This is a genomic window from Sphingopyxis sp., from assembly GCF_040216815.1.
Classification (GTDB): Bacteria; Pseudomonadota; Alphaproteobacteria; order Sphingomonadales; family Sphingomonadaceae; genus Sphingopyxis.
Genome location: NZ_JAVJOJ010000011.1, coordinates 326,463 through 352,491, shown reverse-complemented (window position 1 = coordinate 352,491; position 26,029 = coordinate 326,463). Strand labels below are relative to the sequence as shown.

Below are 26,029 nucleotides of genomic sequence, written 5' to 3'. Positions count from 1 at the left end.
TTCAGCTCGGCAGGCGTTCAGGACAGCGGGCGCGTGGCGGATGATGCGTTGACCGCGGTGCGGGCGGGCTTGTTGGGCACCGGCAGCCCCTCGCCCTTCAGCTTCCCCGGCGACACGGGCGCGGGCTCGGGGCGGTCGCCCGACATCACCGGCGCACTGCAATAGGCGGCGACATAGCGCATCGACCAGCGTGCGGCCTCGGCAGTCCCGCGCGCGGCGAATTTGTCATATGTGACCTGCCGGACATTGCCGATCCCCGCGATCCCCGCACCGCCCGCGGCATCGACCGACATCATGTCATGCATGCACATCTTGCCGGGTTCGACGCACATATTGACGATCGCGTCGAACAGCTGCGGGTCGGTTGCGGCAAAGCGGCGCACCGGCTCCTTGTGGCTCGGCTTTTCAAGATCGAGATAGGCGTTGCGGCTGAGGTCGCCTTCGGCCGACGCCTTGGTCTCCGCCACCCATTTGTCGAATTCGCCCGCGGGCAGGCTCTTCACGGCAAAACGCATGTTGGAGAAGCCCCAGCCCGAATAATTGGCCGAGAAACCTTCATAATCCCCGGTCTTGTCGAACACGCCGTGCAGCTTCGTCTCCATGCCCGGCATCGCGTAGATTTGCCCGGCGAGCGCCGGCACATAAAAGCTGTTCATCACCGACGAGGAGGAGATACGGAAGCGGACCGGGCGGTTCACCGGCAATGCCAGCTCGTTCACCGTCGCAAGACGCTGCTCGGGGTAGATGAACAGCCATTTCCAGTCGAGCGCAACGACCTGCACGTCGAGTGGCCTCGCCTCGGCGGCGACGCGTTGACCGGGGCCAGTGCGCGCGAGCGGGCGATAGGGATCGAGCAAATGCGTGGCAACCCACGTAACGGCGCCCAGGCAAATGATGATCAGCAGCGGCGCCGACCAGATCACGAGTTCGAGCTGCGTCGAATGGTCCCAGTCGGGCTTGTAGGTCGCATCCCGGTTCGACGCGCGATATTTCCATGCGAAAAAAATCGTGAGCACCATGACGGGCACGATGATCAGGAGCATCAGCACGGTCGAGAGGACAATGAGATCGCCCTGCTGGCGCGCGACGTCGCCCGCCGGATCGAGCACGACAAGGCCGCAGCCCGACAGGAGCGGCAGCGCTGCGAGCAGCGGCAAAAGCCTGAGCCGGGCGAGGAAACGAGGGAGATTGCTTGGCATGATGCGCGCCTAGGCCTCCTTTGTTGCACTGCACATAGGACATTTTGTCCAATCCCGCGGGGGTCCGACATCGCGCAGGGAGATTTTCATTCGGGGCACTTTTGCCCTAAGAACGACTCGTGCCCGCGCATCCTGACGTGCGGCGGGTGCCAGCTCAAGGATTGATACCATGGCTGCCGACACCGTCCCCACGACCGAGGCCGAACGCGACGCGCGCGCGCTCCACGGCGCCGACCAGGAAGGCGCCCACCGCATCGACCCCGCCGAAATCGCCATTGGCGTCATCATCGGGCGGACGTCGGAATTTTTCGACTTTTTCGTCTATGCGATCGCGTCGGTGCTGGTGTTCCCCAAGCTGGTGTTTCCGCATCTCGATCCGCTGACGGGAACGCTCTGGTCGTTTGCGATCTTCGCGCTGGCCTTTGTCGCCCGCCCGGTTGGAACCGTGGTTTTCACGGCAATCGACCGCGCTTATGGCCGGGGAGCAAAGCTCACCATCGCGCTCTTCCTGCTCGGGGGGTCGACCGCCGCCATCGCCTTCCTGCCTGGCTATGAATCGATCGGGATCGGTGCAGCCTTGCTGCTCGCGCTGTTTCGCATGGGCCAGGGGGTTGCGCTTGGCGGCTCGTGGGACGGCCTCGCCTCGCTGCTCGCATTGAACGCTCCTGAATCGAAGCGCGGCTGGTATGCGATGGTGCCGCAGCTCGGCGCGCCGCTCGGCCTGATCGTCGCCAGCCTGCTGTTCATGTTCCTGATTCTGGCGCTTCCGGCCGAGGATTTTCTTGCGTGGGGCTGGCGCTATCCTTTCTTCGTCGCCTTTGCGATCAACGTCGTCGCGCTCTTTGCGCGGCTGCGCATTGTCGTAACGCCGGACTATGCCGCATTGTTTGAAAACCGCGCACTCCAGCCGGCACCGCTCCTCGAAACGATGCGGTCGGAATGGAAAACGATCGTCATCGGCGCCTTCGCCCCGCTCGCCAGTTTCGCGATGTTCCACATGGTCACCGTCTATCCGCTGTCGTGGGTATTCCTCTTCACCGACGAAACGCCCGCGCGCTTTCTGATGATCGAGGCGATCGCCGCGGTGGGCGGCGTGATCGCGATCATCGCTTCGGGTCATCTCGCCGACCGCTTCGGGCGCCGCACGGTATTGGCCGCCACCGCGGCAGCGATTGCGGCATTCAGCGGTTTCGCACCGCAACTGCTTGATGCGGGCCAGTTCGGCGAAGCGAGCTTCATGATTCTGGGTTTCCTGCTGCTTGGCCTGTCGTTCGGTCAGTCGTCGGGGGCATTATCCTCGAACTTCACGCCGCGTCACCGTTACACGGGTTCGGCCTTCACCGCCGACCTTGCGTGGTTGTTCGGCGCCGGCTTCGCGCCCATGGTCGCGCTCTGGTTGTCGAGCGAGTTCGGGCTGCTGGCCGCGGGTGCCTATCTCCTGTCGGGGGCAATCGTCACTCTCGTTGCTCTGTGGCTCAATCGCGAGCTGGCGCGAACAATCGACTGATGGCGGAGGTTCGCGATGGATAGCCGTTCCAGGGCGCCGCTCGACGCAGACCCTGCCGGGTTGCCAACCGGCGAGCGCATAACTACACGCGGGCATGTGATCCGCCCGGCCGCCCTTTTCGACCGCCTGATCGCGGCGCTGTGCGCCGCGTTGATGATATTCTATGCGGCGACCGTTCCGGTGAAGGCCGCGGATCAAATCCAGCACAGCCCGGCCTTCATGGTCGCGCACGATCATGGCGATGCGGGCAGGTTCATCCCCGACACGGTCCATGACAGCATCGCCGAACATGCGGGACATCATGGCGGAGCCTCCGTGGATGACGAGGGCACAGGCGGCGACCATCCAGCTGGCGGGCATCACCATCACGGCGATACCGGCCCCAGCCTGCTCATTCCTAACGCGCTAATCGCCGCAGGCCTGACGCCCCCCGCATCGATGCACGGCATCGGCAAAGACCGGCGCATCGCCGGGCTCCGGCCTATCGGGCCCGAACGCCCGCCCCGTCCTCTCTCGCTGACCGCCTGAGTTCCCGCGCCTCCTGAGGCGTGGGATGTTCCCACGCCTTTCAGCGAGGCCTTTATCATATGTTTTCTTTCTCTCGAGCGCGCTACGGCGCGCGTGTTAGCCGCGGGCTTTTGCTCTGCGGGAGCGTCCTGCTGGCCGCCGCCGCGCAGCCTGCCCTGGCGCAAAATCTGACCTTGGAAGCGGCGCTGGCGCGCGTCGCGACGAGCGATCCCGTCCTTGCCGCCAACGCCGCGCGCCTTGACGCCGCCGATGCCGCGATCCAGCAGGCCAATGTCCGGCCGCGCGATGTCATCGGCGTCGATTTCGAGGAGTTCGCCGGCACGGGCCCCTATTCGCCACTCAGCCAACCCCAAACGACAGGCTGGTATGAGCGAACTTGGGAGCGCGGTGGCAAGCGCGAAGCACGGATCGGCGCGGCGCGCGCTGACATCGTCGTCGTCGGAGCGCAAAACCGGGTTCGCCTGCTAGACCGGCTCGCGCGCGTGCAGGCTGCTTGGGTCGAGGCACTCGCCGCCGAAGCTACCATCCCGGTTGCGGAGGCGCGGCTCGCCGATCTGAAGCGCGTCGAACTCGACGTCGTGAAGCGCGTTACCGGGGCACTCGACCCATGGTTCGCCGCCGAACGCGCGCGCACGAATGTCGCCGAGGCCGAGATCGCCGTCGAGCAGGCGCGAGAGAGCGCGCGCATCGCCCGCGCCAATCTCGCTGCCTGGTGGGGTGGCACGTCCGATGTTCAGCTCGATCCGGTCGCGCTGGAAAATATCGTGGTCGCCGTCCCACCCGGAAGCGCGTCCGCAGACATTGCGGTACTCGGCGCCGAACGCGCGGCGGCCGAGGCGAAGCTACGGCTGGCCGAAGCCGGTAACGTCGCCGATCCGAGCGGCCGTGTAGGGCTCCGCCATGTCGGCGACGGCAATGATTTCGCGGTGATGGTCGGTGGTTCGATCCCGCTTGGCACGAAAGCCGCGAACCGCGGCAATGTGCTGCGCGCGGAAGCCGACCGGCGCGCGATTGAGGCCGATATCGCCGTGGCGCAGGTCGAGATCGAGCGCGAGGTCGACAAGCTCATCGCCGACCGCCGCCTGATCGCGGCGGAGGTGAAGCGCATCGACGCCGAGGTGCTCCCCAGCGCGAGGCGCGCGACGCGCCTCATCCGCGACGGGCTCGCGCGCGGCGGCACCGCCTTCACCTTCCTCGAATATGCGCAGGCGCAGGGCGCGGTGAACGACGCGCAGACGCGCCGCGTCGAGCTGCTCCGCCGCTTTCACTTGCTCGGCGTGCGACTCGACCGGCTCACTGGCCGCCACATCCCATTGCTTGCCACGACGGAGACGATCCGATGACCAAATATCTGCTTGGGACGGTGTCGATCATCGCCCTCTCCCTGCTCGCCGCATGCGGCGGTACCGCCACACCCCAAAAGGAAGGCGCCACCGCCGCGACCGGCGACTATGAGCGCGGGCCGCATCGCGGCCGGATGCTCCGCGACGGCAATTTCGCGCTCGAAATCACCCTCTTCGAGGACGGCGTCGAGCCCGAGTTCCGCGTCTATGCCTATCGTGATGATAAGCCAGTCAAGCCAAACGAGGTAAAGCTGTCCGTCCAGCTCGTCCGCTTGGGCGGCAAGGTCGACACTTTCGCCTTTGCACCGCAGGAAGATTATCTGCGCAGCAATGGCATCATCACCGAGCCGCACAGCTTCGATGTCCGCGTGCAGGCATCGGAAGGCGGCCGCAATCACAAATGGACCTACCCGTCCTACGAGGGCCGCACGACGATCACGCCCGAGGCCGCCAAGGCCGGCGGGGTCAAGATCGAGACGGCGGGCGCCGCGACGGTCAGCGAGTTCATCGACATGGGCGGCCGCGTCGAGGTCACTCCCGAAGGCCGCGCCGAGGTTCGCGCGCGCCTGCCCGGCCTGATCGTGTCGCTCAACGGCAAGATCGGCGATCAGGTGCGCCGCGGCCAGCTGCTGGCCCGCGTCGAATCGAGCCATTCGCTGCAAGTCTATTCGATCACTGCGCCGATCAGCGGTACGATCGTCGAAAAGAATGTCAATGTGGGCGACACCACCGGCGATCGCGCGCTGTTCGCGATCGCCGACGCGACCGACCTGCATGCCGAGTTCTTCGTCTATCCGCGCGACGCCGAGCGCGTACGCGTCGGCCAGCCGGTCAGTCTCAAGAACCTGTCGGGCGACGGCACGATCGAGAGCGTCGTCGAGGCGGTCGTTCCGACCGCCGATGTCGCGAGCCAGACCGTGCTGGCGCACGTCCACCTTCCGCGGATCGCTGCTCGAACCTTCCGGCCCGGCATGGCGGTCGAAGGGAGCTTCGCGGTTGCTGAGGCCAATGTCCCGCTCGCGGTGCGGACGAAGGCGATCCAGCGCTTCCGCGATTTCGAAGTCGTCTTCGCCAAGGTCGGAAATACATACGAGGTGCGGATGCTGGAAATCGGCCGCCGCACTCCCGAATGGACCGAAGTTCTTGGCGGGCTGGAGGCCGGCACGCAATATGTCACCGATGGCGCCTTCCTGATCCGGGCCGACATCGACAAGGCGGGGGCGAGCCATGACCACTGAGACCGCCCTGCCCCCAACGAAATCCGCACTGCTCGAGCATCTTATCGCCGGAGCGATCCGCTTTCGCTGGACCGTCCTCGCCATCGTCGCGCTGCTGTGCGCGATCGGTATCTGGAGTTTCCAGCGGCTGCCGATCGACGCCACGCCCGACATCACCAATGTTCAGGTCCAGATCAACAGCGAGGCGCCCGGCTTTTCCCCGCTCGAGGCCGAGCAGCGCGTTACCTTCCCCGTCGAGACAGCGATAGCGGGTCTTCCCGGTCTCCAATATACCCGCTCGATCTCGCGCTACGGCCTGAGCCAGGTCACGGCCGTGTTCGAGGACGGGACCGACATTTACTTCGCGCGGCAACTCGTCAACGAACGGTTGCAATCGGCACGCGAACAGCTCCCGGCGAATGTTGCCCCCACCATGGGGCCGATCGCGACCGGGCTCGGCGAGATTTTCATGTATACGCTGGAAGCCGAACCGGGCGCGAAGAAGCCGGATGGCAGCGCCTATACCGCCGAGGATATGCGCACCCTGCAGGACTGGGTCATCCGGCCACAGCTGCTGGGGACCCCGGGCGTCACCGAGGTCAACAGCATCGGCGGCTTTGAACGCCAATATCATGTGACCCCCATCCCCGCGCGGCTGTCAGCCTATGGGCTCACCTTGCGCGATGTCGTGCAGGCGCTCGAACTCAACAATGACAATGTCGGCGCAGGCTATGTCGAACGCTATGGCGAGCAATATCTTGTCCGCACGCCGGGCCAGGCCGATGGCATCGACGATCTGAAAGCCATCATCGTCAGCAACCGGAACGGCATCCCGATCCGCGTTGCCGATGTCGCCGACATCGGCATGGGCGAAGAACTGCGCACCGGCGCCGCGACGGAGAATGGTAGAGAGGTGGTCCTCGGCACCGTCGTGATGCTCGCCGGCGAGAACAGCCGCGTTGTCGCGCGTGCGGCGGCAGAACGTCTGACGGTCGCGGCACAGGCGCTCCCCGCGGGCGTCAGGGCCGTGCCGATCTACGATCGCACCAATCTGGTCGAACGCGCGATCTGGACGGTCGAGAAGAATCTTCTCGAAGGTGCGCTCCTCGTCATCGCCGTGCTGTTCCTGCTGCTCGGCAATATCCGGGCGGCCCTGATCACCGCGGCGGTCATCCCGATCTCGATGCTGATGACGATCACCGGCATGGTCCGCGCCGGGGTGTCGGGCAATCTGATGAGTCTGGGCGCGCTCGATTTCGGCCTGATCGTCGACGGCGCCGTCATCATCGTCGAAAACTGCCTCCGCCGGTTCGGCGAAGCGCAACACCGGTTCGGCCGTTTGCTGACCCGCGACGAGCGGTTCGCGCTAGCCGCCTCTGCAAGTTCGGAGGTCATCCGCCCGTCGCTGTTCGGCGTGCTGATCATCGCGCTCGTCTATGTACCGATCTTTGCGCTCACCGGTGTCGAAGGGAAGATGTTTCATCCGATGGCAATCACCGTCGTCATGGCATTGACGGCGGCGCTCATCCTTTCGCTGACCTTCGTGCCCGCGGCGATCGCGCTGTTCGTCAAGGGGAAGGTCGAGGAGAAAGAAAGCCGGCTGATGGGCTGGGCGCGGCGCGCCTATGCTCCGGCGCTCGCCACTGCGTTGCGGCTCCGCGTCGCCTTCGTCGCCGGCGCAGTTGCGCTCGTCGCGCTCGCGGGGCTCGCCGCGACGCGGATGGGATCGGAGTTCGTGCCAAACCTCGACGAAGGCGACATCGCGCTCCACGCCTTGCGCGTTCCGGGCACCAGCATCAGCCAGGCGGTCGACATGCAGGCCGCGCTCGAAGCGCGTATCAAGCGGTTCCCCGAGGTCGACCGGGTGGTCGCAAAGATCGGAACTGCCGAGGTCGCGACCGATCCGATGCCGCCATGGGTCGCCGATACGTTCGTCATCCTGAAAAACCGGAAGGAGTGGCCCGACCCCAGGAAACCCAAGGGCGAACTCGTCAGGGAAATGGAGGCCGCAGTCGCCGAGATTCCGGGCAGCAATTACGAGTTCACCCAGCCGATCCAGATGCGGTTCAACGAGCTGCTCTCCGGGGTTCGCGCCGATGTTGCGGTCAAGATCTTCGGCGACAACCTCGACACCTTGCTCGAGGTCGGCCAGTCGATCGAGGAAGTCGCTTCGGGAATAGACGGCGCGCAGGATGTCAGCGTCGAGCAGGTCAGCGGCCTGCCGATGCTGCAGATCACCCCCGACCGCGCCGCGCTCGCGCGGTTCGGCCTCAATGTGAACGACGTGCAGCAGGCCGTCGCCATCTCGATCGGCGGCGTCGAGGCGGGGCGGATATTCGAGGGAGATCGCCGCTTCCCGATCATCGTGCGCCTGCCCGAAACCGTCCGTGACCGGATTGACGAGATCGGACGGCTGCGTATCCCGCTCCCGGGAAGCGGCCCGGCGGTCGATCCCGCGACGGGCATGGCGATGGACACGGGGCCGCGCGGGTTCGTCCCCCTCGCCGACGTTGCCAGGGTCGAGGTCGCGATCGGCCCCAACCAGGTCAGCCGCGAGAATGGCAAACGCCGTGTCGTCGTGACCGCCAACGTCCGCGGCCGCGACCTCGGCTCGTTCATCGAGGAGCTGGAGGCAAAGGTCGGTGCAGAGGTCGAGTTGCCCGATGGCTATTGGATCACCTATGGCGGCACGTTCGAACAGCTCATCTCCGCGGCGCAACGGCTTAAGCTGGTGGTGCCCGCGGCGCTGCTGCTGATCTTCGGGCTGCTCTATCTGCTGTTCCGATCGGGCAAGGATGCCGCGATCGTCTTCTCGGGCGTGCCGCTGGCGCTCACAGGCGGCGTCGCGGCGCTTCTCGTGCGCGACATGCCGCTGTCGATCTCGGCCGGGGTGGGGTTCATCGCCCTCTCCGGGGTCGCGGTGCTCAACGGCGTGGTGATGCTGAGCTTCATCCGGCAGCTTCGCGAAAGCGGCAGCGCGCTGGAAGAGGCGATCCGCGAAGGCGCCCTAACCCGCCTGCGCCCCGTGTTGATGACCGCGCTCGTCGCGAGCCTCGGCTTCGTCCCGATGGCATTCAACGTCGGGGCGGGTGCCGAGGTGCAGCGGCCGCTCGCAACGGTGGTGATCGGCGGGATCGTCTCCTCGACGATCCTGACGCTGCTCGTGCTGCCGGCGCTCTATCGCATGGTCCACGGGCGTGCGGCGAAGAAGGACGTGCCTCCGCCTGCGGCAGCGCTGGAGCCGCTGCCCGCCTGATACCGGGCCCCGCGCGCGTCGGCGCGCGGGGCCGCATCGGACAAGGCTGGTCCAGCCTCAGGCGGGGTTGAGGCTTTCGAGCTGAGCCGCTGTCCGGCGACGCTGGAAAAGCGCACCGCAAAACACCCATATGATCGCAGTCGTGACGATCGCGACATAGCCGTCGACGGCATAGTGATAGGCCAGGTGAACCGAACCGATCAGGGTGAGAAGAAAGAAAAGGAAAAAGACGATCCCCAGCGCGCGGCCGACCTTCCGGATCGCGAGAAAAAAGAGGAAGGCAAGCGCGACATGCATCGACGGCATGGCGCTGATCCCCCGGCCAAGGCCATGCGAGCCACTCGCATGCCATGCGATCAGTTGCTGCTGGACGTCGACGACCATCACGGGATAAATTTCGTTTGCCCGCAAAAGATACGCCATCTGGTCGGCGAAATGCGCGTTGCCGGTCATGGGTTCGAGGAAGCATGGCCCGACCGATGCGAAAAGCGTCGCCAGCACGACGCCGTTTACGGTCCAGATGCCAAAAAAGGCCGCGAAATATCGCTGCCGCAACGTCCGATCATCGACATGCAGCGCAAAAAAGATCGTGCCAGCGTAAATCAGCAAGATCCAGAGATGATAGGCCACCGACATCGCCGAGGTGATGAGCGGATGGCCCAGCAGGGGTTGCAGGATGCGCCACGGGTCCTGCCCATGCAGCGCAAGGTCGAGGTTGATGAAGCGTTGATCCCAGCCATAGTCGTTGAACAGCGGAATCGCGCTTTTCATCGCCGAAAAGCCCGGCATGAAGAGAACGACCGCGATCAGCAGCGGCGCCGATTGGGCCAGCCGCCGCCGATAGGCCGGACCGAACAGCGTGTCGCGCACGAAGCGGATCGGGCGGTCGGGGCGATGCCGGTACAGGCTGTGCAACACCTGTGCGGCGGCAAAGAAGAACCACGCCGAAAAATAGAGGAAAAAATTAGAGAGATAGGAATAGGGGCGGAACGGAAATACCCCGACTGCCGCCAGCGTTGCCCATATGATGGCCAACACGCCCAGAAAAAACAGCGCGATGCGCCATTCGCCCGTCATCACCGTTGCTCCCCCCGCAACCGAACGGCAAATTAACCCCGCGGCGATCAATTGCAACAGCGGCCCTCCGGCGCCTGCTGCAAAGGCTCAGGCGCGCTGGCGCCAGCGATAGGTGACGTTCACGCGTTCGGACAGAAGCAGGTACGGCAACCAGACGATGATGCTGATGAACGCTTTTTGCAGATTGCCTTCGAGCAGCGGGACGATCGCCGCGGCGACCTGGCCCGGCAGATGCGGCGCGGCGCTGACATAATCGGCGATCATCACCTGCGACGTCACATCGACCGCCCAGGTCAGGAGCAGCAGGCGCGGGAAAAAGGGCACGCGCCGCAGCGCCATGAAAAAACAGAGCGAATAAAGGAAATTCATCAGGATCAGGTCGCTCGCCATCGCGAAATAGATCATCTGTCCCCACAGCGGCGACGATCCGGTCATCGCGGGGACCGCCGCCATGAACTCGGCGGTGCGCACCGGCACGTTGAGCAACATGCCCAGCAAGAGCGACGCCATGATCCCGACTGGGCCAAAGGCGGGGTGGTCGCGCGCCGCCAGCGCGTTCAGCGGCCGCCAGCTGCCGATCCGCGCCAGCCGTATCTGCGGCTGGGCAAAATCGGTGCCGTGCGGGACGAGCGCATTCGCGGTCCAATGGGCGATAAACGGGCTGGCGAGGATCAGCAGATGGGGGACCAGCAGGACCGCGAGCGACGAGGCCGTGGTGGCGGGCGTCACGGGGTTCAGGACGCGCGCGAGACAGATGAGCGCCACAACGACCGTCCAGCCGAGCAGGATGTCGCCGACCCGGCTTTCAAGCGGCGCGACGAAGCGTACGCTCTGATGAAAGAGCCGCTGTTTCATCGATTGGACGGCGGGGCCGGTCATGCTGCAAATCATCCTTTGCATTCGGACGCGATACCATCGGCATATAGGGGCGCATGGTTAATAAACAATTGTATGGACATCATTGTAAATAAAGCGGCCGCGGCCGCGGTGGTTCCAACGGTTTATTAAATGTTCGCCGATGCCCCCTCTTCTGCACCGCACCGCGGCTACATCTCCGAGATAATTGACAATTTCGAATCGCGCGCGACTCGAAGCTTGGGCAGACCCTGTTAACCAAGAATAGGTCGCTTTGCCCGGAATGGTTAATAAAGGATTGATGTTAAGTAGCTGTCATACTTAATTAATAATTGATTGACCATTCCCACCAAATTGGATTGAATCATGGGGTTCCCGAGGGGGGCCGCATTGACAGGTTGAACCGGCGCATGCCGGGGTTTCAATACCGGGTCGCGTCGGTTCCTATGCACTCCTTCTAAGGGAATGTCTGACCGCCTCCATGGGGGGGGAGGACAGACATTACCGTCCTTCGGTTGACGGTTTTCAAGGAGTCCAGACCATGAAGAATTTTCTGAAAAATTTCGTGCGTGACGAAAGCGGCGCCTCGGCCGCCGAATATGTGCTGATCCTCGCGATCATCGGCACGGGCATCGCGGTTGGCGCGGTGACGCTTGGCAACGCTATTGGCGCAGCCATGAGCGAAGCGGCCGATGAAATTAATAAACTCGAATACGCGGCGCCCTAACAAGCCTTAGACGCTTCACAGTTGACCGGATACCACAAGTGGTATCCGGTCAAGATGAAACAGGTCATGGGGGCAGGCCGATGTTTTCCGGGCGAAATGGAATAGTCGCCGCAGTTGCGGTTATCTTGGGGCTCATAGTCGTCTTTCTGGCGAACACTTATTTCAGCGGCGTCGAGAAACAGGAACAGTTGCGGGCCGAACAGGCGCAGCTTGTTCAGGTACTCGTGGCATCGCAGCCGCTCGATTTCGGTACCCAGCTAACCGCGGAAAACACCAGGCTGGTGGCGTGGCCGGCTGCTTCGTTGCCCGAAGGGGCTTTCAAGACGACCATCGGCGTCATCGACAATCCGCGCGGCCCGCGCGTCGCGCTGCGCCCCATCGCCGTGGGCGAGCCCATCCTTGCATCGAAAGTCACCGGCATCGGCGGCCGCGCCGCGGTATCGGCGCTGCTTCCCGATGGCATGCGCGCGGTGGCGGTGGGGGTCAATGCCGTGACCGGCGTGGGCGGGCTGGTGACGCCCGGCGACATCGTCGACGTTCTGGTGACGCGCGAAATGTCGGGCGACGGCGCCAATGCCAAGGACCAGATGACCGACATCGTGCTCGAAAAAGTGCGCGTCATCGCTGTCGACCAGGTTTCCGACGAGGACAAGACCGATCCCAAGGTGGCCAAGACCGCGACGCTGGAGGTCGATGCCGTCGGCGCGCAGAAACTGGCGCTGGCAAGCGAGATCGGCACCATTTCGCTGGCACTGCGGAATGTGACCAGCATCGAGGACGGCGCGAACATGACCGTCACCCAGCAGGATTTGGGAAGCGGCTGGCAATCGGCGCCGTCGCGTCGGTCGCAGAACCAGCCCTCGCCCGGTCTCGCGGGCCTGCCGCCCGGATTTTACAGCGAAGCGCCGATGGGTGCGCCGCGCTATGCCGCGCCGCGCGCGCCAGTGGCGCCGTCCCGCCCCGCGGGGCCGTCGGTCGAAATCGTCCGCGGCACCACGCCGTCGACTTATGAGGTGAAACGTCATGGCTCGTGATCATTGCCGCCGCGCCATGCGCCCCATTCTGGCGTCGCTCGCGCTTGCCGCCGCCGCCATCCCGGCCGTCCAGGCCCAGACCGGCGACGGGGTCGTGGCGGGGCAGCTCGACGTGCCGCTCAACAAAAGCCAGACGGTGACGCTGGACCGCCCGTTCAGCCGCGCGATGATCGGTTCGGAAGAGATCGCCGACATCATGCCGATCTCCGACCGGTCCATCTATGTCCTGGGCAAAAAAATGGGGACCACCAGCCTCACCATCTATGACAAGGGCGGGCGCGTCATCACCATCGTCGACGTCGCGGTCGGCCCCGACGTCCTGACGCTGCGCCGCCAGCTTGGCGAACTGATGCCTAGCGAAAATATCAGCGCGCGGATCGCCAACGACGCCGTCGTCCTGTCGGGCGTGGTCAGCAGCGCCGCCGCGGCGCAGAATGCGGTCCGGATCGCCGGCACCTATGCCGGAGACAAGGTCGTCAACATGATGGGCATCGGATCGAGCCAGCAGGTGATGCTGGAGGTTCGCTTTTCCGAAATCAACCGCCAGACCGGCAAGGAAATCGGCGTCAGCGGCTTTCTGCGCAACCGGTCGGGCAGTTTCGACGGCGCGATCGGCAACGGCGCGTCGCTGGTTCCCAACCCCGACACGGGCATCGGCGAGCTGAAACTGGGATCGATCACCGACAGTTTCGGCATCGTCCAGAAAAGCTTTTCGCTGGGCGGCCTGAACATTCTCGCCGCGCTCGACAGCCTGGAGGACAAGGGGCTGGCAAAGACGCTGGCCGAACCCACGCTCGTCGCGCTTTCCGGCGAAAAGGCCAGTTTCCTGGCCGGCGGCGAATTTCCGATCCCCGTCGTCCAGGGCGGCGGCGGCATCGGCGGCAGCGGCGGGCAGAGCATCACGATCGAGTTCAAGCCGTTCGGGGTCAGCCTGGGCTTTACGCCGACGATCCTTGCGGACGGCGTGATCAACATGATCGTCGAACCCGAAGTCAGTTCGATCGACCCCAATAATTCGATCATCCTCAACGACATCACGATTCCGGGGCTGCAGACCCGCCGGGCGTCGACGACGCTCGAACTGCGCGACGGCGAATCCTTTGCCATCGCCGGTTTGATCCGCCAGGATTTTCGCAGCACGGTGCGCCAGGTGCCGCTGCTGGGGTCGATTCCGATCATCGGATCGCTGTTCCGCTCGTCGGGTTTCCAGCGCGGGGAAACCGAGCTGCTGATCGTCGTGACCCCGCGCCTTGTCCAGCCGATCAAGCCGAACCAGGTCGCGCTTCCGACCGAGCGGGTCGGCGAGCCGACCGAACTCGATCTTTTCCTGTTGGGTCGCACCGACAACGCCGTTCCCGCCATTCCTCCGGTCCAGCAACAGATGCCGCCGGCGAAGACGGGAACCGCGGATCGCCCCGAAGGAGCAACCGGCTATGAATATTGATCGCCGTTTCGCCGCGGCCGCCCTGGCGGCGCTGATCGCCGCTGGCTGCGCGCCCACCGACGCCACCTTCGGCAATGCCGTGCGGCATACGATGGCGGCGCAGGTCGTCGACCCCGATCCGCAATATGAAAATCCGGTGCCGACGACCGAGGGCGCCAAGGGAGCGGCGGCGGTCGAACGCTATCGCACCGACAAGGTGAAGCAACCCGATACGATCCGCACGACGGACACCGAAGCCGGCACGCCGCAATAGGACCGGGGATGGGCCATGGGCAAGAATATCGAAATGGAAACGCCCGTCAGCGATGGACATTTGCGTTTGACCTGCAAGATTAAACTGCTGATCTCCGAAGAGGAGTTCGCACGATCGGCACTGTCGCACGACGACCCGTCAAACCTCTCCTTCGAACTGGTCCATCTGGCCGCAGACGCTCCCATAAGCCCTGACATGATGGGGGACGCCGAACTCGTGGTCGTCGAACTCGTCACCGGCGACCCGCGATCGATGCAGCGGCTTACATCGCTGCGGGCGCGATGGCCGGGGCTGCCGCTGATCGTTGCGCTGCGCGACGGCGACCTTGCAACGACACGCGCGCTGATCCGCCAGGGCGTCGACGATGTCATCGCGCTGCCGATCCAGCGCGCCGAGTTCGACGATGCCGTCAACAATCTGCTCGCCGCGAGCGCCAGGGAAGCTGTGCGCGACCCCACTCTCGCGCCGGTCATCGCGGTGGCGCAAAGCGTCGGCGGCATCGGTGCGACGACCATCGCGACGCACATCGCGCATTATCTGGGCGGCATGGGGCCCAACGGTTGCTGCCTCGTCGATCTCGACCTTCAATTCGGCAATGCCGCCTCCTACCTCGGCCGGGCGTCGGGGCTGACGATGGACAATCTGCTCGATGCGGGGGATCGCGTCGATGGCGAATTGCTGCGCACCGTCGCGGCAACCGAACAGGGGGTCGCAGTCGTTGCCGCCCCCGAAAAGATTTCGCCGCTGGAATCGGTCGATGTCGACCAGTTGATGCGCGTGCTCGACCTTGCGCGCCGGCAGTTCGACCATGTCGTGCTCGACCTGCCCGGAAACTGGGCCAACTGGACCTTGTCGGCGATCGACAAGGCCGATCTCGTCCTCCTCGTCGTCGACCTTTCGATCGGCAGCCTGCGCCAGGCGCGCCGCCGCCTGACGCTGTTCGAGGAAACGGGAATCGATCCGGCGCGCATCCGCATTGTCGCGAACCGCGTCGAAAAGCGCCTGTTCCGCACCATCGGCGTTCAGGACGCCGCCGATGCCCTGCACTATCCCGTCTTTGCGACCGTGCAGAGCGACTATGCCATCGTTCAATCGGCGCAGGATCAGGGCATTCTGGTCGGGACGGCAGCGCGCAAGAACAAGGTGGCCGCCGACCTTTCCACTCTGGCCGAACAGGTCGCCGCAGCCCTTCCCGGCGGAGCCTAGCGCGATGTGGCAAGTCCAGAAGCAGAAGAGCGCCAAAAGCGAAGACAGCGTGATCCCGGTTCAGACGGGCGCGGGCACGGCTCCCGCCTCCGACCGCACGGCGGCGCTGCTGTCGCTCAAGGTTCAGGTCCACCGCGAACTTCTCGACGAAATCAACCTCGCCCAGCTCGACAAAATGTCGCGTGCCCAGATCGAGGCCGAAGCGGGCGATGTCATCACCGGCATTCTGGGCCGTCACCAGATGGCCTTGACCGCCGCCGAACGAAAACTGCTCGTCAGCAACGTCCTCGATGAACTGCTCGGTCTCGGCCCGCTCGAACCGCTGATCGAGGACGAAACCATTACCGACATCCTCGTCAACGGCCACGAGACGGTCTTTGTCGAACGCATGGGCTTGCTCGAAAGGGTCGACACGCGCTTCAAGGACGAGCGGCACCTGTTCCGCATCATCCAGAAAATCGCGAGCGGTGTCGGCCGCCGGATCGACGAATCCTCGCCGTTCGTCGATGCGCGTCTGCCGAACGGGTCGCGCGTCAACGCCATCGTGCCGCCGCTGGCGCTCGATGGTTCGCTGCTGTCGATCCGCAAATTCGGGCACATCCCGATCGACATGGCGAAGCTCATCGAATTCGGCAGCGTTCCCGCCGCGATTGCCGAGGTGTTGAAGGGCGTCGTCGCCGCTCGCCGCAATATCCTGATTTCGGGCGGGACGGGGTCGGGCAAGACGACGCTGCTCAACGCCATTTCCTCCTATATCGATGAGCGCGAGCGCATCGTGACGATCGAGGATTCGGCGGAACTGCAACTGCAACAATCGCACGTCGCGCGGCTGGAGACGCGGCCCGCCAATATCGAAGGCCGGGGCGAGGTAACGCAGCGCGATCTCGTCAAAAATGCCCTGCGTATGCGGCCCGACCGCATCATCATCGGCGAAGTGCGCGCCGGCGAGGCATTCGACATGCTTCAGGCGATGAATACCGGCCACGACGGTTCGATGACGACGGTGCACGCCAATACCGCGCGCGATGCGCTATCGCGCGTCGAACAGATGATAAGCATGAGCGGCATCGAAATGTCGCCGCGCGCCGCGCGGGCGCAAATCGCCTCGGCGATCAACGTCGTCGTGCAAATCGGACGCCTCGCCGACGGTCGCCGCCGCCTTCTCAGCCTGTCGGAAATCACCGGCATGGAAGGCGACATCGTCACCATGCAGGATATTTTCCTCTTCCGCATGGCCGGGCGCGACGCGGAGAATCGTGTTCTTGGACATTTCGAAGCGACAGGCATCAGGCCGAAATTCCTCGATACGCTGTCGGCGCACGGCGTCGAGCTTTCGCCCGACCTTTTCCGCCCCGATCGGCCGGTCCTGTGACATGAGCGATACCGCGCTTCGTTTCCTGACCTTGCTCGCGCTTTTCGCGTTGATCGTCCTCATCGCCCAAGTGGCGGGCGGCGCGATTCTCGAACGCCGCGGCAGAAGCCGTGCCGTCAACCAGCGGCTGCGGATGATCGAGGCCGGGATCGACCGCGAAACCGTGACGGCAAAGCTGCGCAAGGATATTCCGCACGACATACCGGGGGCGCCCGAATGGGTTTCCAATGCCGTGCGCGCTTTTCACCGGATGCTGAACGCGGCCAATATCAAGCGCTCGGCGTTTGAAGTGTTCGGGCTGATGCTCGTAGCTGCAGCGGGGATCACCGTGCTGATACTGGTCCTTGCCGCCTGGTCCGGCGCCGCGGTGACTTTCGGGGTCTTCCAGATCGCAATCGTCATGGGGATCGTCATCGGCGTACTGCTGCCATGGATGGTCGTCGGCCGTCTCGCCGATGCCCGCCGCCGCCGTATGGAAAGTCAGTTTCCGGTCGCACTCGATGTGTTTGTCCGGGGTTTGCGCGCGGGCCATCCGATACCCGCCGCGCTCAATCTGCTGATCGAGGAAATGGAAGATCCCGTCGGCACCGAATTCGGGATCGTCGCCGACGAAATCGCCTTCGGGTTCGGGCTGCGCGAGGCGCTCTCGCGGATGGCCGAACGCTGGGGGCTTGCCGATATAGACATGTTCGTCGTCTCGGTCTCCGTCCAGATGGAAACCGGGGGCAATCTGGCGGAAATCCTGGAAAATCTTGGCCGGGTCATTCGCGAACGCGCGAGCATGTTCATGAAGGTCCGGGCCCTGAGTTCCGAAGGACGCATGACGGCGCTTGTTCTCACGGTCCTGCCTATCCTTGCATTTGCCGGCCTTTTCACCTTCAATCCCGCCTTTTATCTCGATGTAGCCGACGACCCGATCTTCATTTTCGGCTTCGTCGGCATATTGCTGCTCTACATCATCGGGTTCATCGCAATCCGGCGCATGGTGGATCTGAAGGTCTAGCATGGTCGAGCTGATCGCCTTGTCACCGTTCATGCGTTCGGCCTTCCTGCTGCTGCTCTTTGCGGCAGTTTCGGGTCTCGCCTTTCTGGCGATCCGTGCGCTGCTCGGCCGCCGCCTGGTCCTCGACCGGCTCGAGGAACAGTCGCGCGCCGCCATCTCCGAAAGCGCGGCCGCAAGCCTTCAGGCTTCGGAGGTCCGGGCGAGCGCGTGGGCACGGCTCACCGAGCGGATCGAACGCGGTGGTTTGTCGCTCGGGGATTCTGATCCCAAAGCGCTCCAGCGCAAAATGATCGCGGCGGGTTTTCGTTCGCCCGACGCGCCGAAGATATTCACTCTCATCCGCCTGATCATGATCGTAGCCCTGCCATCCGTGATCGTCCTTCCCCAGCTGGCATCCAGCGAACCACCCTCCCCGCTAAGCCTTTATCTTCAGGGGGCGTTGTTCGCGACAATGGGCCTTGTCCTGCCCAATCTTTTCCTGACCGCGAAAGCCGATCGGCGGCGCCAGGAAATTGTGAACGGCTTTCCCGATTGCCTCGACCTGATGCTGGTATGCGTCGAGGCCGGAATGGGCCTTGAAGCCGCGCTCGACCGCGTTGCGCGCGAAATGACCACATCGCATCCACTCGTTGCCGAAACGCTTTTGCAGACAAATCTCGAACTTCGCGCCGGCGCGAGCCGTGAAGAAGCGCTGCGCAACATGGCCGACCGTACAAGGGTCGACGAGATCCGGGCATTTTCGACGCTGCTGATCCAGTCCGACAAGCTCGGATCGAGCATTGCGACGACGCTGCGCACCTATGCCACGGAAATGCGCGAAAAACGTCGGATGCGAGCCGAAGAAAAGGCGCATCGCCTGCCCGTGCTGCTGTCCATTCCGCTCGTCGCCTGCATGTTGCCGGTCATGGTCGGCGTGCTGATGCTTCCCGCAGCGGTTCGGGTGGTACGGGAAATTGCGCCGGCGATGACCGGAGGGGGATGATCATGCGCGATCGACACCGCACCCTGGCATGCGCAGCGGCCACTGTGCTGCTCGCTAGCTGCTCGTTCGGGCCGCCGTTGAAGTCGGCGCTTCCGGTTGTTCGCGATGTGCCGGTTCTGGCGGGTTTGCCGCCTGCTCACGCGCTCGCGCGGGCGCGGACCTATCTGGCTGCACGTCAATATGGACTGGCGATCGAGTTGTTCAAAACCGCCGGCCGCGATCCGGCATTGGAACTCGACAGCCTCAACGGACTGGCGATCGCCTATGACGGCATCGGCCGCGGCGATCTTGCCGAGCGCTATTTCCAAAAGGCGCTCGCGCTGCGCACCGACGACGAGCGCACGCGCCGCAACCTTGCGACATTCTACGCCGCTTCGGGGCAGCAGGAAAAACGGCGCGCCCTGCTGGCCGATCGCGGGGCGGCAGCGGTTGCCGAAGACGTGCTAGCGCCGGGGGTAAATCACGCAGCAATCGCTTCCTCGATCGCGGAAGGCAGAGACGAGGCTGTTGCGGCGAAACTCGCGACGCATAGCCCACTCGGCGATGTTTTCCGGCCGCTCCTTGCCGACGCAACGCTGTTTTCTCCCAACGAAACACCCGATCTAGAACCGGCTGGAGAAACGACGGTCTTTTGCTCTGCGGCATTTGGCACGGCGGCGCCGCAACGCCCCGGCGCCTCTCCGCAGATGGTTCGTATCAGCATCGGCGAAGTCTTTATCGCAACCCAAAGCGATCAGATGGAATGTGCAGCGCTGCCCGCCAATCCGATCGCGGACACGCCGCCGCCCAAGATGAGCAACAAGGCCTATCTGGGCCTTGTTGCAGCCTATCTGGAACAGCTCAACCATTGGCATCGGTTCGCCGGGCTGGCGCTACCGGCAAGAACGGGCATCTCCTGATCGATGCGTCGTCGGCTTCTGGACTGCCTTGTGGCATTCACGCTGTTTTCCAGCGGTGTCGTTGCAACGGCTCGCGCCAGCGAGGGCGACCCGGCGCCGGCGGTCTACTCGTTTGAAACGCAGGTTCCGGCGCTGCTTCGTGCGGCAGATCAGGCTCTTGCCGGGCAGCGACTGGTCGAGGCGAAAGGCCTGCTCGATCGACTGGAGAGCGAAGCGGCGTGGATCGAGGACGCAAGGGTCAAATTGCTGCACGCAGAGTGGCTGATAGCATCCGATCGCCCGGCGGAAGCATGGTCGCGCCTCGAGGCTATCGACGAGGGCAGCGTGCCGGGGTGCCGGGTGGTGGCGGCAAAAGCGATCGCCCTGTTGCAGTTGAACGAGCTTGACCGCGCGGAGCAATTATTTGCCGATCGCCAAACCGCCTGCCGCGACTTTCCGATCTTCTGGCGAAGCCTGGGTCGCTCGCATTTCGTTCGCGGCCGCTTCGACGCGGCCGTCGATGCGCTGAATATTGCGGCGGTCCTCGATCCGGCCGACGATGCCTTGCAAGGCGATCTCGCCGTCGTGCTGATTGCGGCGGGCAAGGCCGCTGACGCCGTGCCACTCCTCACGCGGCTTTTGGCGCGCCAGCCCGATGCGGCGCCGTTGCGGCTCAACCTTGACCATGCGCACGGAATGCTGGGACGGCGTCCGTCGCGCGGCGCGCTCGACGATGATATGTTCTGGAGCCGCCGTCTCCAATCGGCCGGGCTCGGTGCAAAGCGCGCCAATCGCCTTGCGCTCGCCGAAGCGCTGCTCGGTCTCGCCCTGATCGTGCGCCCGCGCCACGACGAGCAGCTGTGGGCACAATATGCGGCGATGGCGGGCGGCGGCGAAAGGCAACGGCATTGATCATCATCAAGGGGCTGTTCGCGGGCCTGCTGTTCCTCGCGGCCTATTCAGACGCTCGGCGCCTTCTGATCCCGAATATCTTGCCGCTGCTTCTGTTTGCGCTGGGGTGCATGGCCTGGTTTACCGGTTTTCCTTTCGCCGAACCCTTCTGGTCGCATCTGCTGCACTTCACGATCGCGCTCGCGATCGGCATGGTCTTGTTCCATTGGGGCTGGTTCGGAGGGGGCGACGTCAAACTCTATGCAGCCCTGGCGTTCTGGTTCCCAATGCCGAGCGCGTTGCTCCTGCTTCTGGCGGTCGCGTTGAGCGGGCTCATAGTGGTCATCTTCGTTATGACCATCCGTCTTATGGGACCGATCGCAGGATCCTCGCCCTCCGCAAAAGCGGGATTAATGAAACGCCGCATCGCCTATGGCGTGGCGATCGCCATCGGCGGCGTCTTTACGATGCTGTGGGTTTATCCTTAGCCCCCCGCTGTCGCGAACAACGCGATAGCTGGCACTATTTTGGCGCCGGATACGACTTTCCGGCAGCGTCAAAAGCTGACGGCCCTATGCCGGAGCGGGACGGCAAGCGCTCGCGGTGATGGTATAGTCGAGCGGAATGACGGGCACGATGGACTGAAACGGATAGGATGCCGTGACCTTTTTGCCCGCAACACTTCCGCATGCCGCAACGCTGGCGTTGAAGGCATCGGCCGTCACCGGGACGCCGAGCGACTTGCTGGCCGCGTAATTTTTGACGTCGGCAACCGTCGCGCATTCGGGGCGCTTGAGCGAGTAGCAACGCACCGCGTCCTCGACCGCGGATTGCAACGAATTGCGTACCCACATCGTGCGGCCGAACTCGATGATCCCAAAGCTGAGGAGCAGCAGTATCGGAATGACCAGCGCGAATTCGGCCGTGATCGAGCCGCGGCAGCCGAGCCTCCGGCGCGATCGCACCGGCCCATGCGTCCGGCCCGCGCCCGAAGGATGACGACGAGCCGTCACGAGATCCGCACCTGCGCCCGCGCCGCCAACGAAACCGGATCCGACAACCCCGGCCAACCGAAGATGGGGCTGTAATCGGCACTGGTGTCGACGGTCACATATTCGCCCGGCATGTCGCCACTGTCGGGGCAGGCCGTGCTCTCATCGGCCGTTTCGGCGATGCCCGTGGTCTCGTTCGGACAACCATAGCTTTGCGTTGGCGTATCGACCGTCACCGCGAGTCCCGTTGCGTTGGAAGCCGCGCTTGTGATCCCCGCTTCGTCGAAACCGCTCGTCAGGGCATAGCTCGCCCCCGCCCGCGCCGCGGCGCCGACCTGAATCTTGGTCCATGCGAGCCCGGCGACATCGACCGCGCCGAACAGCAGGACGGTCATGATCGGCAACACGAGCACAAACTCCGCGGCGCTCGCACCCGCCCGGTCCCCAGCAAGCCGGGCGATCATTGCCCGCAGCCCCGTTTGGAAAATCGTCACTGGAGCAGTGCCACTTTGCCATTGCCGACGTCCCGGATGCCGGAGCCCGGGCATTCGTCGTTCATATTGGCGTTGTTGTTGATCGACACGATGTTCGCGACCAGTTGCGTGCACTGCGCCGAATTGAAGATACTGTTGTTCTTGATCGAAAGTTCCTGATTCGGAAAATACATGGCACCCTGCACGTTGAATATGGCGTTGTTCCACGCGAGAATATTGGTGCCCAGATTGCGTCCCATCAGCGCGACCCCCGCATAGCTCCCACTCGTCGGGGCGGTGATGTTGAGGACAAGATTGTTGCCGAGCGATACGGTGGTGCCGGGCATCAGCACGATCGAAACGCCGGTGCCATTGATCGTCACACCATTGTCCAGCCGGAAAATGCCGCCGACGAAATAGGTTCCCGCAGCGAGGTTCAGCACGTTGTTGCTGGCGTTATTCTTGATCTCGAACCCGGCGCAATATTGCCCGGCCGAGTAGCCGCCGCCGTTGGTGATCTTGACCGAATTATTGCACGGCCCCGGCGAGGGAACATCGGCATAGGGGTCGACGATCGGCGATACGCCGGTGACTTCGTTGCCGATCGTGATCTGGCTGGGATTCTGTTTGTCGATTGCGCCGGCGACAAAAGCCGATCCGTTGATCGAACTGCCGTTCCTCATCGACATGCTGGCGTTCGAGTAAACCGCGCATCCCGGATTGCTGATGCTGTTGTTGTTGTCGATCGAAACCGACGTGCCGCTGGTGCTGAGCCCGATGATGCACGCCGCGCCGCCCGACGCCGTTCCGGCAACAGCACGCGCGCGGGCCGTGGGCGCGCTGCCTAGGAACAAGGCGGCCAGCCCCATCGACTGGGGCTTCGCTATGATGACTTCCCAGAAGTCTCCGGCCTCGCCATCCAGACTGGCAAGCTTTGCCGTCGTGACCGCGATGCCGTTTTGCCCGTGAACATATCCCATGCTCGCGGCGACCGCCTTGCCTTCGAGATGACCGGCGGCATCACCATCGGCCTGCGCGGCGATGGCGGCCGAAAAGGCAGCCTGATCGGCCGCCCCTTGCGCTTCCCGCTTTTGCACAGTCCACAGGCCAAGGTCGACGGCCAGCGCGCTCATGCCGACGAGTACCGGCATGGCGATCGCAAATATGGCAGCTGTCGCGCCCCGATTGTCTTTCGACAACCTTGCCCATTTTCGCATGCGAGTTCCCCTCGACAGAATCACGCTGCGACCCGGTTTGAATTTATAATTTAGTTTACAGATTTTCAATCAATAAAATGGCAGAAAAGTCCCGGTCTGACTTAAAGCGGGACGTGTTCCTCGCTTCGCCTTTGGACAAACAATTGGCGATCATTTCATTTCACGCGGACAAATTTAGAAGAAATACAGTGATTTGCTCAAGACATGTTCACTGCGCGACCAGTTGGCAATTCAGCCGTAACGACAGTTTCACGTCGCTGCCCGGAGCAACTCGACCGGATCGATATTTCCGCTTCGATTCTCCCGCACAGTTTTGTCGAGTTGCAGTGATATGAGATGGGATGCAGAGGGCCGAACCATGCGATGACACGCCAGATTTTCTGCGGCTTCCAGCGATTTCAGGAGATGCCCTCGGGCCAGAGGGTGGTGGACAGGGCTGGATTCGAACCAGCGTACGGAAACCCGGGCAGATTTACAGTCTGCTGCCTTTAACCACTCGGCCACCTGTCCATGGGGCCCGCTTTGGGAAGCGGTCCAATGGCGAAACGAGGCTTGCCTGTCAATGGCGGTCGTGGGAAAGGCGCGCCTTATGAGACAATTTTCCCGCCATCGTCGCCCGGGTGGCCAGAACCAGCGCGGTCAGGCCGTCCGGTTCTGGGGCCGCCACGCCGTTCTGGCCGCCCTCGCCAACCCCGAACGCACGGTCAAGCGCATCTGGGGCACGCGCGAAGCGCTGGGGCAGCTTGACCTGCCGCCGGTGATTCCCATCAGCTACGCCGACGTCGCCGACCTTGCGCGCCTCGTCGCGCGCGATGCGCCGCATCAAGGGCTGGTCATCGAAGTCGATCCGCTCGAAGGCGTGCATCTTGGCGACCTGCTTCAGGAAGAGGTCGATGCGGCGAGCAAGCGCCCGCTCGTCATTCTCGACCAAGTTACCGATCCGCACAATATCGGCGCCGTCCTCCGTTCGGCCGCCGCCTTCGACGCCGCCGCGATCATCACGCAGGACCGGCACAGCCCGCCCGAAAGTGGCGTGATCGCGCGCTCGGCGTCGGGCGCGCTCGAAACCGTGCCATGGGTGCGCGTCGTCAACCTGTCGCGCGCGCTCGAGGAAATCGCCGAGGCGCAATATTGGCGCATCGGCCTGATGGGCGACACCGAAACGACGCTGGGCTCGACGCTCGACGGCAGCAAGGTCGCGCTCGTGCTCGGCTCCGAAGGCGACGGGATGCGCCACAATGTCATGGAGCATTGCGACGTGCTGGCCAAGCTCCCCATCTCGCCGCGGATGGAGAGCCTCAATATCTCGAACGCCGCAGCGATCGCGCTCTACGCCGTCGCAACGGCGCAAAGCTGATCGTCACCCCGGCGAAGGCCGGGGTGACTGAAGCTGATCAATCCTCCGCCGCGATCCGCACCTTCAGCCCGTCGAGCGCGTCGCTGAACGGGATCTGGCACGACAGGCGCGAATTGTCGTCGCGATCGGTGGTCGAATCGAGCAGGTCGTTCTCATCCTCGCTCATCGCGGGCATCGCATCCTTGTTTCCCGCCTCGACATGCACATGGCAGGTCGCGCACGAGCAGCAACCACCACACAGCGCGAGCAATTCGTCGAAACCCGCGTCGCGGATATTTTCCATCACGGTCAGGCTGGTGTCGCCTTCGATCTCATGTTCGGTCCCGTCGCGCGTCACGACAATCAGCTTGGCCATGCTCATCCCTCATAGGTTCTTTGTCGCAGGCGCTATGTCGCGCGTTGCGCGCCAAATCAAGCGTTGCTATCAGCAACCTGGGGAACAAAAGGAGAATATGCGATGGGCCTCACCCAGCAGGAGCTGAACGCCGGAATCGACGCGCTGGCGGAGCGCGACGTCAATTTTGCTCGCGCGCTCGGCAACGCCGGCTATCCCGAACCGCGTATTCGCGAACGCGGCTATGCCACGCTTTTGCGTACCATCGTCGGCCAACAGGTCAGCGTCGCCGCGGCCACGTCGATCTGGAACAAGCTCGAAGCCCAGTTCGGCGAAGGGTGCCCTGCCGAAGTCATCGCGGTCGCCGATTTCGACACGCTGCGCGCTTGCGGCCTTTCGGGGCAGAAGCAAGGCTATGCCAAAAGCCTCGCGCAGCTGATCCTCGACGGCGAGCTGAGCTTCGACGCCCTCCCCGCCGATGATGAGGATGCGATCGCCTTGCTTACGCGCGTCAAGGGCATCGGCCGCTGGTCGGCCGAGATCTACCTGCTTTTCGCCGAAGGCCGCTCCGACATATGGCCTGCCGGCGACCTTGCGGTGCAGGAAGCGATCGGCCGCATTCTGCAACTGGGCGCGCGACCGAGCGAGAAGGAGGCACGCGAACTCGCCGAAGCCTGGCGCCCGCACCGCGGCGCGGCTGCCATCTTCAGCTGGCATTGTTATAATATGGACGTGATTTAGGCGGTGTCCGTCGCCCCCGCGAAGGCGGGGGCTGCCAGCAACCTTGCGTTACACCGGTAGCGGCCGCGTTTAGAGGCACGCGACTCTGAAACGCACTTCGCGGGGGCGACGATTCAAACGAAAAAGCCGGGCGGAGCAACCTC

General features: G+C 63.9%; 25 protein-coding genes and 1 tRNA gene. 18 read left to right on the top strand and 8 right to left on the bottom strand.

Annotated elements, in window-relative coordinates; all coding sequences use genetic code 11:
- Nucleotides 1–17: 17 nt before the first annotated feature.
- Nucleotides 18–1,199 (bottom strand): ubiquinol oxidase subunit II, encoded by a 1,182-nt coding sequence (gene cyoA, locus RIA72_RS16605; protein ID WP_350033170.1) that lies wholly within the window; start codon nt 1,197–1,199, stop codon nt 18–20.
- 169 nt (nt 1,200–1,368) lie between these two features.
- Here cyoA and RIA72_RS16600 point away from each other — a divergent pair, with 169 nt between their 5' ends.
- The 5 genes from RIA72_RS16600 to RIA72_RS16580 are packed head-to-tail and all read left to right on the top strand — an operon-like array spanning nt 1,369 to nt 9,050.
- Nucleotides 1,369–2,706: an MFS transporter gene (locus tag RIA72_RS16600; RefSeq protein ID WP_350033169.1), complete on the top strand. Its 1,338-nt coding sequence runs from the start codon at nt 1,369–1,371 to the stop codon at nt 2,704–2,706.
- A gap of 15 nt (nt 2,707–2,721) precedes the next feature.
- The gene (locus RIA72_RS16595) at nt 2,722–3,234 is read left to right on the top strand and encodes a hypothetical protein (RefSeq protein WP_350033168.1); all 513 of its coding nucleotides are present in this window, start codon (nt 2,722–2,724) and stop codon (nt 3,232–3,234) included.
- Nucleotides 3,235–3,293: 59 nt separating this feature from the next.
- The gene (locus tag RIA72_RS16590) at nt 3,294–4,577 is read left to right on the top strand and encodes a TolC family protein (RefSeq protein ID WP_350033167.1); all 1,284 of its coding nucleotides are present in this window, start codon (nt 3,294–3,296) and stop codon (nt 4,575–4,577) included.
- Nucleotides 4,574–5,815 carry an efflux RND transporter periplasmic adaptor subunit gene (locus RIA72_RS16585; protein ID WP_350033166.1) on the top strand — a complete coding sequence of 414 codons (1,242 nt, stop codon included), beginning with the start codon at nt 4,574–4,576 and terminating at the stop codon, nt 5,813–5,815. Before RIA72_RS16590 ends, RIA72_RS16585 begins: the two co-directional genes overlap by 4 nt.
- A complete protein-coding gene (locus tag RIA72_RS16580) occupies nt 5,805–9,050 on the top strand; it encodes an efflux RND transporter permease subunit (protein ID WP_502957976.1) in 3,246 nt (1,081 codons plus the stop codon). The genes RIA72_RS16585 and RIA72_RS16580 overlap by 11 nt, the downstream gene beginning before the upstream one ends.
- A gap of 57 nt (nt 9,051–9,107) precedes the next feature.
- On the opposite strand, the gene RIA72_RS16575 is transcribed toward RIA72_RS16580, so the two are convergent.
- Nucleotides 9,108–10,184, bottom strand: coding sequence for a phosphatase PAP2 family protein (locus RIA72_RS16575; RefSeq protein WP_350033165.1), 1,077 nt, complete (start codon nt 10,182–10,184; stop codon nt 9,108–9,110).
- A 30-nt stretch (nt 10,185–10,214) separates the two neighbouring features.
- Nucleotides 10,215–11,006 carry a DUF2569 domain-containing protein gene (locus RIA72_RS16570; RefSeq protein ID WP_350033164.1) on the bottom strand — a complete coding sequence of 264 codons (792 nt, stop codon included), beginning with the start codon at nt 11,004–11,006 and terminating at the stop codon, nt 10,215–10,217.
- A 517-nt stretch (nt 11,007–11,523) separates the two neighbouring features.
- On the opposite strand from RIA72_RS16570, the gene RIA72_RS16565 reads away from it, so the two are divergent.
- The 11 genes from RIA72_RS16565 to RIA72_RS16515 all read left to right on the top strand — a co-directional run bounded on the left by RIA72_RS16565 (nt 11,524) and on the right by RIA72_RS16515 (nt 21,260).
- Nucleotides 11,524–11,709 (top strand): Flp family type IVb pilin, encoded by a 186-nt coding sequence (locus RIA72_RS16565; RefSeq protein WP_350033163.1) that lies wholly within the window; start codon nt 11,524–11,526, stop codon nt 11,707–11,709.
- A gap of 80 nt (nt 11,710–11,789) precedes the next feature.
- Nucleotides 11,790–12,743 carry a Flp pilus assembly protein CpaB gene (gene cpaB, locus RIA72_RS16560; RefSeq protein WP_350033162.1) on the top strand — a complete coding sequence of 318 codons (954 nt, stop codon included), beginning with the start codon at nt 11,790–11,792 and terminating at the stop codon, nt 12,741–12,743.
- On the top strand, nt 12,733–14,187 hold the full coding sequence (locus tag RIA72_RS16555; RefSeq protein ID WP_350033161.1) for a type II and III secretion system protein family protein: 1,455 nt from the start codon (nt 12,733–12,735) through the stop codon (nt 14,185–14,187). The genes cpaB and RIA72_RS16555 overlap by 11 nt, the downstream gene beginning before the upstream one ends.
- Entirely contained in the window at nt 14,177–14,440 is a 264-nt protein-coding gene (locus tag RIA72_RS16550; RefSeq protein ID WP_350033160.1) for a hypothetical protein, read from the top strand. The genes RIA72_RS16555 and RIA72_RS16550 overlap by 11 nt, the downstream gene beginning before the upstream one ends.
- 15 nt (nt 14,441–14,455) lie before the next feature.
- A complete protein-coding gene (locus tag RIA72_RS16545; RefSeq protein ID WP_350033159.1) occupies nt 14,456–15,646 on the top strand; it encodes a CpaE/TadZ family protein in 1,191 nt (396 codons plus the stop codon).
- Nucleotides 15,647–15,650: 4 nt separating this feature from the next.
- Nucleotides 15,651–17,018, top strand: coding sequence for a TadA family conjugal transfer-associated ATPase (locus tag RIA72_RS16540; protein WP_350033158.1), 1,368 nt, complete (start codon nt 15,651–15,653; stop codon nt 17,016–17,018).
- 1 nt (nt 17,019) lies between these two features.
- Complete coding sequence (locus tag RIA72_RS16535; protein WP_350033157.1) at nt 17,020–18,021, top strand: type II secretion system F family protein; 1,002 nt, start codon at nt 17,020–17,022, stop codon at nt 18,019–18,021.
- Between the two features lies 1 nt (nt 18,022).
- Nucleotides 18,023–19,003, top strand: a complete 981-nt coding sequence (locus tag RIA72_RS16530; protein WP_350033156.1) for a type II secretion system F family protein — start codon at nt 18,023–18,025, stop codon at nt 19,001–19,003.
- A gap of 2 nt (nt 19,004–19,005) precedes the next feature.
- Nucleotides 19,006–19,902, top strand: coding sequence for a hypothetical protein (locus RIA72_RS16525; protein WP_350033155.1), 897 nt, complete (start codon nt 19,006–19,008; stop codon nt 19,900–19,902).
- Between the two features lie 30 nt (nt 19,903–19,932).
- Nucleotides 19,933–20,793, top strand: a complete 861-nt coding sequence (locus RIA72_RS16520; RefSeq protein ID WP_350033154.1) for a tetratricopeptide repeat protein — start codon at nt 19,933–19,935, stop codon at nt 20,791–20,793.
- Entirely contained in the window at nt 20,790–21,260 is a 471-nt protein-coding gene (locus tag RIA72_RS16515) for an A24 family peptidase (protein ID WP_350033153.1), read from the top strand. The genes RIA72_RS16520 and RIA72_RS16515 overlap by 4 nt, the downstream gene beginning before the upstream one ends.
- A gap of 84 nt (nt 21,261–21,344) precedes the next feature.
- Here RIA72_RS16515 and RIA72_RS16510 read toward each other — a convergent pair whose 3' ends face one another.
- The 4 genes from RIA72_RS16510 to RIA72_RS16495 form a co-directional block, all read right to left on the bottom strand.
- Nucleotides 21,345–21,737 carry a TadE/TadG family type IV pilus assembly protein gene (locus tag RIA72_RS16510; protein WP_350033152.1) on the bottom strand — a complete coding sequence of 131 codons (393 nt, stop codon included), beginning with the start codon at nt 21,735–21,737 and terminating at the stop codon, nt 21,345–21,347.
- Between the two features lie 44 nt (nt 21,738–21,781).
- On the bottom strand, nt 21,782–22,228 hold the full coding sequence (locus tag RIA72_RS16505; protein ID WP_350033151.1) for a TadE/TadG family type IV pilus assembly protein: 447 nt from the start codon (nt 22,226–22,228) through the stop codon (nt 21,782–21,784).
- Between the two features lie 26 nt (nt 22,229–22,254).
- Nucleotides 22,255–23,454, bottom strand: coding sequence for a pilus assembly protein TadG-related protein (locus RIA72_RS16500; protein ID WP_350033150.1), 1,200 nt, complete (start codon nt 23,452–23,454; stop codon nt 22,255–22,257).
- Nucleotides 23,455–23,878: 424 nt separating this feature from the next.
- Nucleotides 23,879–23,964: transfer RNA gene (locus RIA72_RS16495), tRNA-Tyr, on the bottom strand.
- A 79-nt stretch (nt 23,965–24,043) separates the two neighbouring features.
- Here RIA72_RS16495 and rlmB point away from each other — a divergent pair.
- Nucleotides 24,044–24,811, top strand: a complete 768-nt coding sequence (gene rlmB, locus RIA72_RS16490) for a 23S rRNA (guanosine(2251)-2'-O)-methyltransferase RlmB (RefSeq protein WP_350033149.1) — start codon at nt 24,044–24,046, stop codon at nt 24,809–24,811.
- Between the two features lie 37 nt (nt 24,812–24,848).
- Here rlmB and RIA72_RS16485 read toward each other — a convergent pair whose 3' ends face one another.
- Nucleotides 24,849–25,166, bottom strand: a complete 318-nt coding sequence (locus RIA72_RS16485) for a 2Fe-2S iron-sulfur cluster-binding protein (RefSeq protein WP_350033148.1) — start codon at nt 25,164–25,166, stop codon at nt 24,849–24,851.
- Between the two features lie 102 nt (nt 25,167–25,268).
- On the opposite strand from RIA72_RS16485, the gene RIA72_RS16480 reads away from it, so the two are divergent.
- The gene (locus tag RIA72_RS16480; protein WP_350033147.1) at nt 25,269–25,886 is read left to right on the top strand and encodes a DNA-3-methyladenine glycosylase family protein; all 618 of its coding nucleotides are present in this window, start codon (nt 25,269–25,271) and stop codon (nt 25,884–25,886) included.
- The last annotated feature ends 143 nt before the right edge of the window (nt 25,887–26,029 follow it).

Bases quoted from the DNA above. Each gene is read 5' to 3' on its own strand.
- RIA72_RS16590 (WP_350033167.1), top strand. From the start codon at position 3,294: ATGTTTTCTTTCTCTCGAGCGCGCTACGGCGCGCGTGTTAGCCGCGGG.
- RIA72_RS16580 (WP_502957976.1), top strand. From the start codon at position 5,805: ATGACCACTGAGACCGCCCTGCCCCCAACGAAATCCGCACTGCTCGAG.
- RIA72_RS16545 (WP_350033159.1), top strand. From the start codon at position 14,456: ATGGGCAAGAATATCGAAATGGAAACGCCCGTCAGCGATGGACATTTG.
- RIA72_RS16550 (WP_350033160.1), top strand. From the start codon at position 14,177: ATGAATATTGATCGCCGTTTCGCCGCGGCCGCCCTGGCGGCGCTGATC.
- cpaB (WP_350033162.1), top strand. From the start codon at position 11,790: ATGTTTTCCGGGCGAAATGGAATAGTCGCCGCAGTTGCGGTTATCTTG.
- RIA72_RS16480 (WP_350033147.1), top strand. From the start codon at position 25,269: ATGGGCCTCACCCAGCAGGAGCTGAACGCCGGAATCGACGCGCTGGCG.
- rlmB (WP_350033149.1), top strand. From the start codon at position 24,044: ATGAGACAATTTTCCCGCCATCGTCGCCCGGGTGGCCAGAACCAGCGC.
- RIA72_RS16540 (WP_350033158.1), top strand. From the start codon at position 15,651: ATGTGGCAAGTCCAGAAGCAGAAGAGCGCCAAAAGCGAAGACAGCGTG.
- RIA72_RS16595 (WP_350033168.1), top strand. From the start codon at position 2,722: ATGGATAGCCGTTCCAGGGCGCCGCTCGACGCAGACCCTGCCGGGTTG.
- cyoA (WP_350033170.1), bottom strand. From the start codon at position 1,199: ATGCCAAGCAATCTCCCTCGTTTCCTCGCCCGGCTCAGGCTTTTGCCG.
- RIA72_RS16565 (WP_350033163.1), top strand. From the start codon at position 11,524: ATGAAGAATTTTCTGAAAAATTTCGTGCGTGACGAAAGCGGCGCCTCG.
- RIA72_RS16530 (WP_350033156.1), top strand. From the start codon at position 18,023: ATGGTCGAGCTGATCGCCTTGTCACCGTTCATGCGTTCGGCCTTCCTG.
- RIA72_RS16505 (WP_350033151.1), bottom strand. From the start codon at position 22,228: ATGATCGCCCGGCTTGCTGGGGACCGGGCGGGTGCGAGCGCCGCGGAG.
- RIA72_RS16525 (WP_350033155.1), top strand. From the start codon at position 19,006: ATGCGCGATCGACACCGCACCCTGGCATGCGCAGCGGCCACTGTGCTG.
- RIA72_RS16535 (WP_350033157.1), top strand. From the start codon at position 17,020: ATGAGCGATACCGCGCTTCGTTTCCTGACCTTGCTCGCGCTTTTCGCG.
- RIA72_RS16585 (WP_350033166.1), top strand. From the start codon at position 4,574: ATGACCAAATATCTGCTTGGGACGGTGTCGATCATCGCCCTCTCCCTG.
- RIA72_RS16570 (WP_350033164.1), bottom strand. From the start codon at position 11,006: ATGACCGGCCCCGCCGTCCAATCGATGAAACAGCGGCTCTTTCATCAG.
- RIA72_RS16600 (WP_350033169.1), top strand. From the start codon at position 1,369: ATGGCTGCCGACACCGTCCCCACGACCGAGGCCGAACGCGACGCGCGC.
- RIA72_RS16555 (WP_350033161.1), top strand. From the start codon at position 12,733: ATGGCTCGTGATCATTGCCGCCGCGCCATGCGCCCCATTCTGGCGTCG.
- RIA72_RS16500 (WP_350033150.1), bottom strand. From the start codon at position 23,454: ATGCGAAAATGGGCAAGGTTGTCGAAAGACAATCGGGGCGCGACAGCT.
- RIA72_RS16485 (WP_350033148.1), bottom strand. From the start codon at position 25,166: ATGGCCAAGCTGATTGTCGTGACGCGCGACGGGACCGAACATGAGATC.